Origin of the sequence: Rhizobium sp. PL01 (genome assembly GCF_033447125.1) — a bacterium.
Classification (GTDB): Bacteria; Pseudomonadota; Alphaproteobacteria; order Rhizobiales; family Rhizobiaceae; genus Pararhizobium.
Map to the genome: position 1 here is coordinate 99,465 of NZ_JAWQUM010000013.1, position 14,653 is coordinate 114,117.

General features: G+C 61.0%; 14 protein-coding genes. 5 read left to right on the top strand and 9 right to left on the bottom strand.

Annotated features, from left to right (window positions below):
* Window positions 1-239: 239 nt before the first annotated feature.
* From R6X40_RS26160 to R6X40_RS26190, 7 genes are read right to left on the bottom strand one after another with little or no spacing between them, the layout of a single operon-like run.
* Window positions 240-1,244 carry an FAD:protein FMN transferase gene (locus R6X40_RS26160; RefSeq protein ID WP_318417484.1) on the bottom strand — a complete coding sequence of 335 codons (1,005 nt, stop codon included), beginning with the start codon at window positions 1,242-1,244 and terminating at the stop codon, window positions 240-242.
* Complete coding sequence (locus tag R6X40_RS26165; protein WP_318417486.1) at window positions 1,237-1,806, bottom strand: nitrous oxide reductase accessory protein NosL; 570 nt, start codon at window positions 1,804-1,806, stop codon at window positions 1,237-1,239. The genes R6X40_RS26160 and R6X40_RS26165 overlap by 8 nt, the downstream gene beginning before the upstream one ends.
* Window positions 1,803-2,630 (bottom strand): ABC transporter permease, encoded by an 828-nt coding sequence (locus tag R6X40_RS26170; protein WP_318417488.1) that lies wholly within the window; start codon window positions 2,628-2,630, stop codon window positions 1,803-1,805. Before R6X40_RS26170 ends, R6X40_RS26165 begins: the two co-directional genes overlap by 4 nt.
* Window positions 2,627-3,547: an ABC transporter ATP-binding protein gene (locus R6X40_RS26175; RefSeq protein ID WP_318417489.1), complete on the bottom strand. Its 921-nt coding sequence runs from the start codon at window positions 3,545-3,547 to the stop codon at window positions 2,627-2,629. The genes R6X40_RS26170 and R6X40_RS26175 overlap by 4 nt, the downstream gene beginning before the upstream one ends.
* Complete coding sequence (locus R6X40_RS26180) at window positions 3,544-4,929, bottom strand: nitrous oxide reductase family maturation protein NosD (protein WP_318417491.1); 1,386 nt, start codon at window positions 4,927-4,929, stop codon at window positions 3,544-3,546. Before R6X40_RS26180 ends, R6X40_RS26175 begins: the two co-directional genes overlap by 4 nt.
* The gene (nosZ, locus tag R6X40_RS26185; protein ID WP_318417493.1) at window positions 4,926-6,836 is read right to left on the bottom strand and encodes a TAT-dependent nitrous-oxide reductase; all 1,911 of its coding nucleotides are present in this window, start codon (window positions 6,834-6,836) and stop codon (window positions 4,926-4,928) included. Before nosZ ends, R6X40_RS26180 begins: the two co-directional genes overlap by 4 nt.
* Before the next feature lie 24 nt (window positions 6,837-6,860).
* Window positions 6,861-9,131, bottom strand: a complete 2,271-nt coding sequence (locus R6X40_RS26190; RefSeq protein WP_318417495.1) for a 4Fe-4S binding protein — start codon at window positions 9,129-9,131, stop codon at window positions 6,861-6,863.
* Between the two features lie 171 nt (window positions 9,132-9,302).
* On the opposite strand from R6X40_RS26190, the gene R6X40_RS26195 reads away from it, so the two are divergent.
* From R6X40_RS26195 to R6X40_RS26215, 5 genes are all read left to right on the top strand, one after another.
* Entirely contained in the window at window positions 9,303-10,154 is an 852-nt protein-coding gene (locus R6X40_RS26195; RefSeq protein ID WP_318417497.1) for a ferritin family protein, read from the top strand.
* 160 nt (window positions 10,155-10,314) lie between these two features.
* The gene (locus tag R6X40_RS26200) at window positions 10,315-10,617 is read left to right on the top strand and encodes a DUF2249 domain-containing protein (protein ID WP_318417498.1); all 303 of its coding nucleotides are present in this window, start codon (window positions 10,315-10,317) and stop codon (window positions 10,615-10,617) included.
* A gap of 33 nt (window positions 10,618-10,650) precedes the next feature.
* Window positions 10,651-12,015: a hypothetical protein gene (locus tag R6X40_RS26205; RefSeq protein WP_318417499.1), complete on the top strand. Its 1,365-nt coding sequence runs from the start codon at window positions 10,651-10,653 to the stop codon at window positions 12,013-12,015.
* Window positions 12,012-12,542, top strand: a complete 531-nt coding sequence (locus R6X40_RS26210; protein WP_318417501.1) for a DUF2249 domain-containing protein — start codon at window positions 12,012-12,014, stop codon at window positions 12,540-12,542. Before R6X40_RS26205 ends, R6X40_RS26210 begins: the two co-directional genes overlap by 4 nt.
* Window positions 12,535-12,840 carry a metal-sulfur cluster assembly factor gene (locus R6X40_RS26215; protein WP_318417503.1) on the top strand — a complete coding sequence of 102 codons (306 nt, stop codon included), beginning with the start codon at window positions 12,535-12,537 and terminating at the stop codon, window positions 12,838-12,840. Before R6X40_RS26210 ends, R6X40_RS26215 begins: the two co-directional genes overlap by 8 nt.
* On the opposite strand, the gene R6X40_RS26220 is transcribed toward R6X40_RS26215, so the two are convergent.
* Window positions 12,837-13,319, bottom strand: a complete 483-nt coding sequence (locus R6X40_RS26220; protein WP_318417504.1) for an Rrf2 family transcriptional regulator — start codon at window positions 13,317-13,319, stop codon at window positions 12,837-12,839. The genes R6X40_RS26215 and R6X40_RS26220 overlap by 4 nt on opposite strands.
* 81 nt (window positions 13,320-13,400) lie before the next feature.
* Window positions 13,401-14,636, bottom strand: coding sequence for an NnrS family protein (locus R6X40_RS26225; protein ID WP_318417506.1), 1,236 nt, complete (start codon window positions 14,634-14,636; stop codon window positions 13,401-13,403).
* Window positions 14,637-14,653 lie beyond the last annotated feature (17 nt).

Sequence of the window (14,653 nt, forward strand, 5' to 3'; positions counted from 1 at the left end):
TCAATACCAAAATTTCACCGATATAAAATGACGCGGCAGTCGTTCAGGGTGGTCACGCCACATGAGGGATGGAACGTCGTCAGAAACAGACTGCGGTGCAAAATATATGCCGTTGCTGCTATGAACTTGATACGACTTCAACCGAACCTTCAAGAAAGTTGCGTTGGTCATGCTTCGTCCGCCCATGCCCGATACTGGAGCCTACCGAGGACTCGGCCAGCGGCCATTTGAACCACTGCTCACGGGCTATGACCAAAGCGTGTGGAACCCCCTCCGAGTGCCACAAGATCGACGGTGATGTCCGGCCTCATTCTGGCGTGCCCCCTGATTTCGTCCTCTGTCATCAAGCTAAAAGCGGTCGACAGGCCATCTGCGGTCACTGCATCGCTGGCTACCACCGTCATGCGGGCAAACCGTTCCGGCATCGCGCCCAGGCGCGGATGGAGGATATGGCCGAAGTGACCGTAGGCGTCGAAATGGAAGCCGGCGGCGCTGGAGGTGGCGACCGCCCTGTCAATGATTGTCACGACCGCATTCGGTTCGCCAGCCATTTCGGTCAGGGCGAGTCCGATCCGCCAGCCGCTGCCGTCGGGCTTTGCGCCTATGGCGCGGTCCTCGCCCATGTTGACCAGGCTGCTAGAAATGCCTTCAATTCGCAACAACTCGACAATGCGGTCGGTGATATAGCCTTGGGCGATGCCGTTGAGCGTCAACGCCATGCCGGGGCGGGTAAAGACAACGCGGTCACGGTTGGCTAGCACTCCGTCGAGGCCGACTAAGGCCAGAGTGGTGTTCAATGCCTTCCGTGATGGCCCGCCGGGATCGGCTTTTGGCCTGGAAAAATGCCGGGCGTAAAGAGCGAACAGCGGCTGAACCGTGGGATCAAAGAGGCCGCCGGTTGCGTCATAACAGCCCCGGCTCGCCTCCAGCAGTGCCACCAGCTCGGGGGGCGGGGCGGCCAGCGCGCCTGTTCGATTCAGTTCGCTCAGTGCGGAATGGGGGCGGTAGAGGCTGAAGACATCTTCCAGCCGCGACACCTCGGCAACCACATGGCGTATCAGCCGCGTCGCCTTGTCCCGATCCTCTATGTTCAGGATTATCGTCGCGGACGCGCCGAGAGCCTGCCCGGTCCAAACCAAAGGCTGCGCTGTCGCCCTTGCTGCACTTGAAACACCTAAGAGCGGCAGCCCGGCTGCGGCAGCCATGATGCAAATCGCGCGGCGGCGACGGATTGATTCAGCCATGTTCGTGTCCCTTTACGTCCGAATCGAGCGGGGCCAGCTGCGAGCCGGAGGGCGACGGTTCGGTGTCACTCCCGAGTATATAGTCCTCAGGCATGTCTTCGAACCGAACAACCTTTCCGCCATTTTTCACCGCGAAAGCATCGGCATCGTCTTTGATTGAAAACGGCACCGCTTCGTGGACCCCCATACCGCCGCGCAACGAGCTCTCGATGACATAAATGGCGGTGCGGGCATCGATGAAGTTTTCAGACCCGGGTTTTTCCCAGCTGGGTGCCTTGCCCATGTCCGAAACGTAGATCGCAGCGATGTCCTTGGGCTCTTCCGGCAGCATGGTGAAGGCGATGGCGTCGCGTGCCGAGGAAAACCAGATCGGCTCGGGGATCAGGTCAAGGATGACCTGACCCTTAGGACCCGCATGTTCCAGCACGTCCATGCCGCAGTATCGTCCCATTGCATCTGCAGTCAGCGGGTAGGGTGCCGGCATGCTTGCCTGCTCCTTATCTTCACATCCCGTCACCAGCAAAGCGGCGAGCAGGAGGGCCGCCAATGCGACACGGATCATAATTCTCTCCTCGAAAACATCGTGGTGGCGAGCGTGAGTGGTACGATGACCCAGACGAAAAGTGCCAACAACAGGATCGGCGGACTGAGCGCAGTATGACTGGAAAGGCCGCCCAAGCCGGCAAGTGCGCCGGCGCCGCCCGATCCCAGGTTGAGAAGCCGGTAGGCATCGGTCGGATTGAAGATCAGCAACAGGTCCAGCAATCCTGCCGGCAGGGCTTTTCCCTCCGCTGCGACCAGGCCACCGAGCAGGGCCATGTCGTAGATCAGCACGAAAAACAGCCAGATGCCGATGGCGATGCCGCCCGCGGTGGTGCGCTCGGCGGCAATCGTACTGATCAGGTAGCCGATAGCGATGAAGACAGCACCGAGAAGCATAGAGGAGCCGATCATGGCGGCAAAGGCTCCAAGGCTGTCGCCGCTGATCGCCGTTCCTGTCAAGACTAGCGCGATGGTCGCCGCCCCATAACCGAACAGGGTGGCAAACGACAGGATGGCGAGATGGCCAAAGAACTTCCCGAAGATTACCTGGCGCCGGCCGAGCGGATAACTCAACAGCAAAAGCATGGTGCCACGCTCCATTTCGCCGACGATGGCGTCGTGCGAGAGCACAAGAGCGATCAGCGGCACCAGGAAGATGGTGAGGCTCGAAAGGCTGACGACGATGATATCAAGCGGATCGACGCCGACATTGCCGGTCGGCGCGCTGCCAAGAAACGACAGGGTCAAGGCGAGAGCCGCCAGAAGCAGGGTGGTTGCCAAAACCCAGCGGTTGCGCATCCCTTCCTGGATTTCCTTGGCGGCGATGATCAGGATATTCTTCATTGTTTTGTCACCTGTCCGGCGAGGAAATGCGCATACAGATCATCAAGCGAGGGTTCCATGACATGCAAGCCGGTAATGACGTCCGGATTGGCGGTCACCTCTCGCAGAAGGGCAATCTTGTTTTCCGGCAGAACCGCCGCTTCGAAGGTCCGGTCGCCGGCCTTTTTCCAGTTGGCGCCGCCGGCCCCCCAGTCTGCCGGGTCCTTGGCCTCCGCCAGGGTGATTCCGATACGGGTAGGCAGGCGGGCGATGCGGCGCAAATCCTCGAGCGTTCCGTCCGCCGTCTTCAGTCCGCCATTGAGGATGATGACGCGATCGGCGCGGTCCTCGAGTTCGGTCAGGGCGTGCGAGGAGAGAAGAATGGTGGTGCCCGTCGAGCGCAAGCCGGCGACCAGGTCGTAGAAATTGCGCCGCAGCGCCGGGTCGAGCCCGCTGGTCGGCTCGTCGAGCAACAGCACGCGGGGTCGACCAAGCAACGCCTGCGCCAGACCGAGCCTTTGGCGCATGCCCTTGGAATAGGTACGCACAGGGCGATCCACAGCGGTCGGAGCAAGCCCGACGCGCTCGAAAAGTGCGTGTGTTTCGGCAATGTCCACTCGTTTCAGGCGGGCGTAGAACCCGAGCGTTTCGCGGCCCGTGAGCGCCATGTGGAAGGAAACGCTTTCTGGCAGATAGCCCAGCCGTTGACGAACGGCAAAGTTCCCAGTCGCGGGATCCTCACCAAGAACCCGCACCGTTCCCTCGTTCGGGCGGATCAGGCCAAGCATCAGCTTGATCAGCGTCGTCTTGCCGGCACCGTTATGGCCAACGAGCGCGACGGTTTCGCCTTCGTTGAGTGTGAAGGAAACACCCCTGACCGCGTCAACCTTGCCGTAGTGCTTGGCTGCGCCGGAGATGATGACTGTCGGTTCCGTCACTGCCTTCCAACCTTTCGTGCCGGCGGCACCATTAGTGGATGACTGTCCACCACGCCGCCTGGCAATAGCGCCGGAAACTGTGCCTGCGCCCAGCGAATGACCTGAACGGCCGGGCTGCTGGTCAGCACTTTGGCCTGCGGCGAGGTCCATAGCACCTGGTCGATCAGATCGTTCGGGCGGTACGGGCTGTCGCCTATGCCGTCGCCGTTCAGGTCGAAGGCGGGGTTGTCGCTCCAATAATTACCCCGGCCGTCCTTCGACCAGTCCATGTAGCGCGTACCGACATATTTGACCTGGTTACGATTGTTGACGAAGGCGTTGCCGGCCATGGCATTGCCTTCCGATCCGGCCGTGAAATGAATGCCGATGGCGCAACCCTCAAAGCGGTTGTCGAAAAACTTGTTTTTGTTGGCATTGTAGATGAAGACACATTTTTCAGGGCCAAGGCGCAGTCCGCCGAGGTCGCCAGCCTTCGATGCCGCGTCGATGCTCTTGGGAACACCGAGGTCGGCGGAGTGGGCTCCAGCCGTCAGCCAGCGATCGACCGACTGCAGGCTGCCGATCACGGTATTGTCGGTAATGATCGAGCCATTGGCGGAATTCAACAGCAGGCCATGATCGCGGTCACCCTCGGAAAGGTTCCCCGTGATCTTGAGGCGATTTGAAAACATGATGGCATAGCCGACGGAATTGCCGGTCGAGATGTTGTCGGCGATCTCGCTGTCGTTGGTATACATATAGTGGATGCCGAAGCGCAGGTCGCGGAAGCGGTTGCCGCGAAACACATTGCGCTTGCTGGCCATGGTGGCGATGCCGTCGCGCCCGGATCGGATGTCGTTGTCGAGAACCTTGGCGCCCGGTGCGTTCCACACGGTGACACCATTGCCGGCCGAGCCTCTGGGGCCCTCCGTCAGCCCGGTTATGCGGTTGGCACGCGCCAGAGAATTGACCGCGCCGTGTAGGTAGATGCCGAATAGATTGCCGGTGATGACATTGTCTTCAATCTGAGCGCCGGTTGCGGTCTTTTGCGCGAACACCCCTGAGTCCAGGGTCGTCAGGTCCGTGCCAGAGCCAGTAATGACGAGGCTACGCACGGCGGCACCTGGCGCGGTAATGGTGATGACACTGCGATGGCCATTACCGACGACTGCAGCGCCCGGCCTTCCGGCAAGGGTTACGGCCTTGTCGATGGTAATAGGCGCCGCGTATTCCCCGGCTTCCAAGGTAATGATATCGCCAGGCGAAGCCGCGTTGAGGATCACCTGTAGGGATCCAGCTTCGGCTACAGTGACGGTGCGATCGGCTGCACAGACCATGGCAGGAATGGCGGCCACGAGGGCCGCCATTCCGATCGCCGTTGCCGCGAGACGCAGGTGCATCATACGCTCTTCGGCTCGACGAGCATGCGGCCCTTCATTTCCATGTGCATTGCATGGCAGAACCACGAGCAATAGTACCAGTAGACACCGGCCTTGCTTGCCTTGAAGGTGACCGAGGCGGTCGCCTGGGGCGCCACTTCCATGTTGATGCCATAGTTGACGATGGCAAAACCGTGCGTGAGGTCTTCGACTTCGTCGATATTGGTGACGTAGACCGTAACCTCGTCGCCCTGCTTGACGTCGAAGCTGTCGAGGCCGAAGGCTGGTGCTGCCGACGTCATGTAGACGCGCACCTTGTTGCCGTCGCGGATGATTTCCGAATCCACCAGCAGATCGATGTTGTCGAGTTTTGCCTGGGCGACCGCATCAGCGAAGAACGGGTCGTCGCGGCTCCACAGGCTGACCGGGTTGATCTTGGAGGCATGCACGATCGTGGCGTCATGTGGCTCCGCAAACGTCGGGTTGTCATGCACCAAAACCATCTGGTCGCCGGAAATGTCGATAAGCTGATCGCTCTCCGGCTTTAGAGGACCGACGTTGAGATATCGGTCCTTGGAGAACTTGTTCAGCGAGATCAGCCATTTTCCATCGGCTTCCTTGGTCTGGCCCATGGAAGTGTGGTTGTGACCTGGCTGGTAGTGCACATCGAGTTTCTGCTTGATTGGATCAACCTTTTCGCCGGCGAAAGCCCGCTTGGCGTCCTCGATATTCCACTTGCAGATCTGGCTGTCGATGAACAGGGTGGTGAAGGCGTTGCCCTTGCCGTCATAGGCGGTGTGCAGCGGCCCGAGGCCCAGTTCCGGCTCAGCGACAACGGTGTCGCGCGGCTTGATTTTGTCGGCGAAAAGGTCGTCGAACTTGCGCACGTCGAACACCGTGACCGTCGGCGACAGCTTGCCGGCCGCCACCACATGGATGCCGTCGGGGGCGGTGTTTATCCCGTGCGGGCTGTTGGATACCGGGATGTAGCGCGTATAGGGGGAGCCTTTTCGACCATCGAGCACGGAGACACCACCGATGGTTTTGAAGTCGCCTTTCTTGACACCTTCCTCGATGCGCTTCAGATCGAACACTACGACCCAATCCTGCTCGTTAGCCATCATCTCGGCAAGATTGATGCCTTCCTCTGAATTGTAGCAGGTAGCGAAGCAGTATTTGCCCTGGTAATCGGCATCGACATTGTCGAGGTTGCCGTCAACCATGATCTGCCAGGCGACCTTCATCGTTTCGCCGTCAAGGGCAGTGAAGATCGCTTGATACTGCTTCGGATCGTCGAGGATCTTGCCGTCATTGGGGATCGGGACCCCGTCCTCGCCGTTGCAAAAGACATAGCCGGTCTTTGGATACTTCTGCACCCGTAGGCCGTGGACGGTGTGCTGGTTGGGCAGTTCGGTGATCTTGTCGCATTTCATCACATCGAGGCGGATGCGGCAGACGCGGGTATTGGCCTTGTCGTTGGCATAGAGATAGCGGCCGTCATAGGTGCCGTCGGTAAACGACGGGTGCGGGTGGTGCAGGTCGCCATTGTCGTAGGCGCCACCGCGGTTGGCAAGGAACTCGATGGTTTCCGGCAGCAGACCCTCGGTCATGATCTTGCGGCTCTCGTTGGTCTGGCCCCACCCGGTGGCGCTGCAGCGGTTGAACACCGGAATGCGCATCAGTTCGCGCATTGACGGTACGCCGACGATCCGGACTTCACCGCACTGGCCGCTGGAGAAGAAGGTGTAGTATTCGTCGAGTTCACCGGGCTTGACTTCATAGATCGCGCCCTCGGCTGCCAGCGCCGGTGTCGCTACGCCGCCGGTCAGGCTGAGCGCGCCGCCGACGGTGGCCGCACCCGCTGCCGCTACGAAAGCCGTGGATCCCAGCATCTGTCGCCTGTTCAGGCGTACTTGATTTTCTTCAGACATAGTCTCTCTCCTTGGTCGGTCGTGTCAAAGCGGGGCGCCCGTCGTGGTATTGGTAGGTTTGATGGGCACACCGTTGTGAGTGACGATGGTTTTTGGCGGTGCCTCCCCGCGTGATGCGGGGGTGGACAGCGCCATAAATTTCTCGCGCTTCAGACGCACCTGGATCATGTGCGGACAGCGATGGTCGTCGTGGTAGAGTTCTTGGCAGTGCATGCAGTAAATGCACTCGTTGACATTGATCTGGCCCTCCGGATGGATCGACTGCACCGGACATTCCTTGGCACAGCGCTGGCAGGGCGTGCCGCATTCGGGATAGCGTTTCAGCCACTCGAACATCCGGATCCGGCCGGGGATGGCCAGCGCCGCGCCGAGGGGGCAGAGATAGCGGCAGTAGAAGCGTTCGATGAACAGCCCGGCCGACAGCAGTGTTATGGCAAACAGGACGAAGGGCCACTCGCGGGCGAATTTGAGCACGATCGCCGTCTTGAACGGTTCGACCTCGGAAAACATTTCGGCGAGCGCCAGCGAATAGAAGGACAGGCCAAAAAGCCCAAGGAATATGACATATTTGATCGGCCACAGCCGCTCGTGCAGGCCCCAGGGCAGGCGGATCTGGGGTACTTTCAGCCACTGGGCGACGTTGTTGGTCAGTTCCTGCAGTGCGCCGAACGGGCATAGCCAGCCGCAGAACGGGCCGCGCCCCCAAAACAGAAGGCCTGCAGCGACCGCGGCCCACAGGATGAAGACCAGCGGCGCGGCCAGGAAGAACTCCCAATTAAAGTTGGTGATGAGGGAATTGACGAAGGTCAGAACATTGACGACCGAAAGCTGGGCGTTCGCATACCAGCCGAGCCACACCAGCGTGAAAAGCAGATAGCCGCGTCGGATCCAGCCAAACATCGCCGGCCGCTTGACCAGCCAATCCTGGAAGAAGAAGATCGCGGTGAGGACAAGCAGGGCGGTTACGGTGATGGCGATCGACACTCGATTCATCTGCCAAATGCTGATCCAGAGCGCCTGGTCCTCCATTGGCGCAAGCGTGGTGGACGGCAGGGCTTCAGGCGCCGTTTCCGCTGCCGGCTCGGCAACCACGGTCTTTTCGACGCTCACATAGGATGAAGGCAGATTGTAGCCGAGCATGTAGGGAATGACCGCCTTATCATGCGTATTGATACTGCGCTGCACCAGCAATTGTAGCTCGAAGGGCTCGGTGACATCGAAGCCGAAATCAACAGGAATGGTAAAGAGGGCAATGTCGCGAAGCCGCGGCGCGCCCTGTGCTGCCAGTGTGGGTAGTCTTGTATGGTCACGATCGCGAAACCGCAGCCCCTGGCCGTCCTGCAAAAGCTCGATCCGGTCGAAAATGCCGCCGCGCACATAGCCGGAGCCCTTGAACGAATAAGCGCCGTCGCCGGCCACGAGCACGGCCGACTGTCCCGGCTTCAGCCGGCTTGCCAGTCGCTGATAGCCCGATTCACCCAGCAAGCTTTTGCCGATCGCCGGAATGCTGACGGGCGCAATGTAGAGATTGATGAACCGATCGTCGGCCTGTGGGGTCTCAGGCCTGTCCGCGGCGTCCGCGTGACTGGCTTGCCGGAACCCGTCGGAGACCTCACCGACAGTCATGCGCAGACTGCGCACCGAACCATCGCCGACAAGTGTCTGCCAATCGGCGATATCGGTCTTTGACATATTGACTGTCTTGACGTCAGCTGCCACCGCTGCCGGTGCGCGGATGCCGTCCTTCAGCCGGTTGGTGCGGATCAGTTTCACGGCCGAGCGGATTACACTATCGCCCATGACCAGCACGGTCACGGTAGCGCCGCTAACAATATCCACCTGCGGAGGTCGCTCGGCGCCGGAAGCGACACGCGCCATATTTTTATTGAGGATCGAATTGAGGGCGGCGACCACCTTGGCCTGCGGAATGCCGATCAGGACGATCGGCTCCTTGTGGTCGATAAGCTTGAAGCCGCGTACCACCCCCTCGGGATCGATGCCCACGATGATGTGGATGGGCTTTCCGGAATAGCCGACCGAACTGGTAACATCGGAGTTGAGATAGGCATAGCCTACCAGATCCGCACCCCGGTAAACCGGCGCAATCGGCGGCTCTCCCGCCGGCTCGCCGAAACGGTCGGCGCCTTCAAACAGCTCGCCGGGCTGCGCTTTCTGCAGATAGGCGGGCAGTTGTGCAGCCGCAAAGGCGGGCAACGCCATCGCCAGGGCGATCAGAAGCGCTGCCAGAAAGGGCAGGAGGCTGCGAGGCCTATTGTAGAGCGAGATTGGGGACATTGGGTTCCGTCTAGTCGGCAAATCGGTGCAATCAGCCGGACAACTACACAATGACACCCAATAACTCTTTGTTCTAAATCAAATACGATCGGTGAATGTTTTTGTATTGAGAAGCTATTGGCGGCTCGGCGCACCTCCGCCGGCGTTGACACCCAATCAAGAGGACCGAAAATGCTGGAAACGACGCAGGAAGTGTGGATGGTGAAATCCATGCCGGAACTGTTCGCGCTTGCACAGGCCATGGAACAGGAAGCGGTGGCCGGCTACGTGGCCCTGGCCGCAAGGATGCTGGCCGAAAACCGTCCTGATATTGCCGTAGTATTCGACCGGCTGGTCGCAGAAGAGGAAGGACATCTCGACAACATCTACAGATGGCGCGCCGAAAGCGGCGGCGAGATTGCCACCATACCTGTGCTGGCGCCCGAAGCATCGTTCGACGACGAGGGAGCCGGTGTCGTGGCGCCCGAGCTTCTGAGCGCGTACCGAGCATTCTCCATGGCCGTGCGCAACGAGGAACGGGCCTTTGTCTTCTGGACCTATGTCGCGGCGCATGCGCCGTCGCAGTACATCCAGGTTGCGGCGGAGCGCATGGCGAAGGAGGAATTGGGCCATGTCGCCACGCTGCGCCGTGAACGCCGGCTGGCCTTTCACGCAGGGCGCAAGGCCGCGCCCAAAGCCACACAGGGCGATCTGCCGATGCTCGAGGCGCGGCTGGCCGCCCACCTCGGGCGGATTGCGGCGGTACCCGGCGTGGCACCGACCGAAAAGCTTCTCGCGCTTGCCGGTGAGGCGCGAAACCGTGCCGCGGTGATGACAGCGAGCGCGTTTGTCGGCACGCCTCTGTTCGACAACCTTCCCGAACCGGTATCGGAGCAAGCGGTATCACTCAGTGAATTCTTGCTCGACTGTTACCTCGACCTGGCCGAGCGCGAGAAAGTAGAACAGCGGCGCCTGCGGGCTCAGGCCTTTGCCGGACAATTGATCGCCTGTCTGCAGCTACTGCGCGCGCTTCCTATTTCATGACGGGCCAGGAGCAGCGGATGGCATTGAATTGCGGTTCGGCAAATTGTTTGCGCTTCGACAAGTTGGGATGCTGCAACCTGCCTTAATGTTGGTGCCTCCCTCCCAAGGGTCGGCCGTGCTCCCTTGGGAACGATGTTATGCGGCCATGATGAGAGACCCCATGCCCAACACCGAGACCAACGCCAACTCAAAGCCTGTGATCGATGTGCGAACCATCCAGCCGCACGAACGCCATCCGACGATTTTCGGGATGATTGATGCGCTTGTTCCCGGGGCCTCCTTCTTCATCGTCAGCGATCACGCGCCGCGTCCGTTGCACTACCAGCTGGAGATCCGCTATCCGGGTCAGTTCTCCTGGGGTTATGTCGAGGAAGGTCCGCAGGTCTGGCGGATCGAGATCGGTCGTCTGGCAGGTGAGTGTGGCGCGACTGAGGAGCATGTCTGCACCTGCGGCGGACAGTGACGCCAATTCCAGTAACCGTAAGGGTGATCCGCGATGCCAAGTGCCACACTTTCTCGCTGGACGATGTCCTATTTCGCCGCTGCGCTGCTCTTCCTGGTGGCGGGCCAGGCAATGATGTCGCTTGGCTTCGGCTATCCGGCGGTGGAGCCGGGCGCTCCGGAAACACTTGTCCTCGTTCACACCCTGACTATCGGCTGGCTTGGCCTACTGATGAACGGCGCGCTGCTGCAGTTCGTTCCGGTCCTGGTGGCTCGCCCGCTCTGCGGCGGGCATCTGGCCTTTCCAGCGCTCGTGCTGCTCGTCACCGGGCTCTTGTGCCTTTTATCGGGTTTTGCCGCACAGGCCAGCGGAACCGGATGGGCGGTCTATCATCTGCCGGCCGGCGCCGGGCTGCTTGCTCTCGGCTTTTCGCTGCTGATCGGCATCTTCGCGGTGACGCTGTGGCGGGCGCGACCCTTGCCCCTGTCGGCACGTTTTGTCGTCGTCGGCTTGGCATCGCTGTCCGGCACGGTCGCGTTTGGCGCAAGCTTCACCTTGACGCTGTCCGGACTGTCGCAAGGCGACCCTGCAGTGGCGCTGTTGATCAACGGCGTCTCGTCGCACGCTATTCTCGGGCTCGGCGGCTGGATGACGTTTACTGCGATGGGGGTGAGCTACCGTCTGTTGGCGATGTTCATGCTGTCGCCGGAAAACGCCCAGGCGAAGCAGCGCTTCGTCTGGTGGGCCGGAGCAACAGCGCTTATGATGGTGGCAGGTGCTCCACCGCTCGTCATCGCCCTTGATGCGGGAGCGCCGGGGATGCTGTTTGTGGCCGCAGTGCTGGGCTTTCTTGCCCTGACCGTCTACGGGGCCGATGTGCTGCGGCTCTACCGCGGGGCCAAACGCCGGCAGATGGAACTCAACAGCCGCGTCAGCCTCGGCGCCTATGCGGCCCTCATTGCCACAATCGCAATCGCCAGCATTATCGCTGTCGCGGGCCCAACCAACGCGGGCGTTGCGGCACTCACCTATATGGCGGTTTTCGGCTGGCTGACCGGTCTCGGGCTTGCCCAACTCTACAAGATTATCCCGTTCCTGACTTGGCTCGAGTGCTACGGTCCGATCCTCGGGCGGGTGCCGACGCCGCGCGTCCAGGATCTGGTTGACGAGAGAAAGGCAACGCGCTGGTTCATGCTGTTCTTTGCCGCAGTGGCGGTCGCCACCCTGGCGCTGCTGGCGCAGCAGCCGACGGTCTTCCGGCTGGCGGCGCTTTGCCAGCTGGTCGCGACCCTTTGCGTGATCCTCGAATTTGCGCGTGCCCGACGGCTGGCCCATGTATCCATCATCTTGCAGCTGCCCGGCGGCGCCGTCCGTCCCAATCTCTTCCTTCCTCACATGCCGACCAGGAGGTCTCCATGACTGTGCCGCCCCTCGAACTCGACGTCCGCCCGCTACTGAAGAACGGCGGCGAGCCGTTTCAGGCCATCATGCAGGCCGTGATGGGCCTTGAGCCTGCCCAGGGCCTGAAACTCTACGCCACCTTTTGCCCTACGCCCTTGTTCGACGTGATGGCCAATCGCGGCTTTTCCCACCAGTCGCGCGAAATCGAGGGCGGCGACTGGGAGGTGGTCTTCACCCCGAAGCCGTCCGGCAATGACGAGGTCATTTCCAGTACTGCTGGCGCGCCGCAGGCTTGGCCAGAGCCGGAGCGCCAACTTAATCTCATTGATCTCGATCCGCCGGAGCCGATGGTGCGCATTCTAGCAGCTGCGGAAAAGATGAAACCGGGCGCGGTTATGTTCGTGCTTCTGGCGCGCGAGCCGCTGTTCCTGTTTCCCGAACTGATCAAGCGCGGACACCAATGGGCCGGCAATTTTGACGATGCCGGTGAAACTTTCCGCATGCTGATCCGCATCGGTGCACCCAAGGAGAGGGCCCATGCCTGACCCCCTGGATCTGCCAGTCCGGATCGCTGATCGCCTGCGCATGGTGATCGATCCCGAACTGGGCGAGAATGTCGTCGATCTCGGGCTGATCTACGGCATCGCCGTGCAGCCGGGCGGCGCAGTGCGGGTGACAATGACAACGACGATGAAGGGATGCCCGGCAACCACCTTTTTAAAGGACGCTGTCGCCATTTGCGCCCAGAAGATAGAGGGCGTCCAGTCTGTGCATGTCGATCTGGTCTACGACCCGCCGTGGACACCCGAGATGGTGGTGGCCGCAGTGGCGTTGCGCTTCTAAGCCGGAGCGATGTTCGCTTCGGCAAGCTGCAGGTTTTCGATCGGCAGGTTTTGTTCAACGGCGCGCATGTCGAAATCCTGCGGATTGCGCACGAGAACATGCATCGTGTGGCGATCCAGCACCGACAGAAATGCGTCAAGCGCATCGGCGAGCACACCGCGCAACCGGCAGCGGGGAGTGATCCGGCAGCGGTTGTCCGGCCCGAAGCACTCCACCAGGGTAAAATCCCGCTCCGTGGAGCGCACGATCTCGCCGAGCCCGATCGCTTCGGGCGGCCTTGCCAGCGTCAGTGCACCGGTCCGCCCCCGCACAGCCTTCAAAAACCCTTGTCGGACCAGATGTTGGGCGACCTTCATCAGGTGCGCCCGCGATATGTCAAAGGCCCGAGCCGTCTCCTCGATCGTCACCAGCCTGTCGCTATGGGCGGTCGCCATCATCATCAGGCGCAGCGAATAGTCGGAAAAGGCCGTCAGTTGCATCGTCTCTCCAGCGCGGCGGATCGGAATTTCCCATAGGACAATATCAGCAAATGCGCCCGAGAAACAAGAATCGGGTCAGTTTTATGCGCTCTGCCCCCGGACATCTCGTCGCACGCTGAGCAGCATTGGGCCGCAATCCCAGCAGAACAGCACGAAGGCGATGATCCAGAACAGGCCGGCCGCAGCGATTAATTGATCATAAAACTCCGGCAGCACATTGGCCAGCGGCCGCAGCACAGCAGCCAGAAGGATCGCGGCATAGGAGACGGCCGCCATCGGCGAGGCTGTTAGTACCCGCCCGGTATGGCCCCGGCTGACGCGGCTCATCACTGCGATCATCATCGAAGTGATGGTGCCGACAGACAGCAGATGCAGGACCGAGAATTCGTCGATCACCCCAAGCGCACCGAGCGCAATGCCGAATAGGCCGAAAGCGACAAGGGCATAGGCAAGGTGCAGGATCACAAGCAGTTTTTCCGGCCATGTCGTCCAGCCGCGCCAGCGGGTGAGGCGGATTGCGTGCAGCAGGCCGGCGACCGTCGCCAGAACCGCCGTTGCCGGATGTTCGGGGCGCACGACCCAGGCGCAGAGCGCGATCAGCCCGCCGAAGTTGGCGATCAGGTCGAACCGGTTGTGCGGCACCGGGAATTTCTTGTGGCCAAACTTGTTCAGCCAATTGCGGGTAAAGCTCGGAATGATACGGCCGCCGATGATCGTGATCAACATGACATAGGCGGAGATTGCCAGCCGGTTGGCGACGCCCGAGTGGTCTGCGCCGATGACCGCGTAGTGAAAGAGAATATTTGAGAACGACAGGGCCGCGAGGCCGCCCACGACCTTCAGATCGCTCCATTTGCGGCCGGCAATCACCTCCCGGGCGCAGATGAATAGCAGCGAAGGCAGAAACAGCGCATCGACAGCGGTAGCCGTCGTGACGCCGATCAGGGCCGGCGACAGCATCGCCAGACGGCCAGCTGCCCAGATCGCAACCAGCACCATTAAGGGCGGGCCGGAGACCGGCAGACGGCCGGTCCAGTTGGGAACCGCCGTCAAGAGGAAGCCTGCAAGGATCGCCGGGGTGAATCCGAACAGCATTTCATGGGCGTGCCAGCGGGCGGCCCCATATGTGCCGCCGATTGGCCAGCCGAACATCAGTGCCACGATCCAGAGCACCATGGCGACGACGGCCCAGAATCCGCCGCCAAGAAAGAACGGCCGGAAACCGTAGGAAAACAATATCGGTCCGGTGGTGGCGAGACCACGCGGAACGGCCCGGCTCACCCGCACGGTCGGTTTTTCATGAGGTCCCGTAGTCATTCGTTCACTCCGCATCG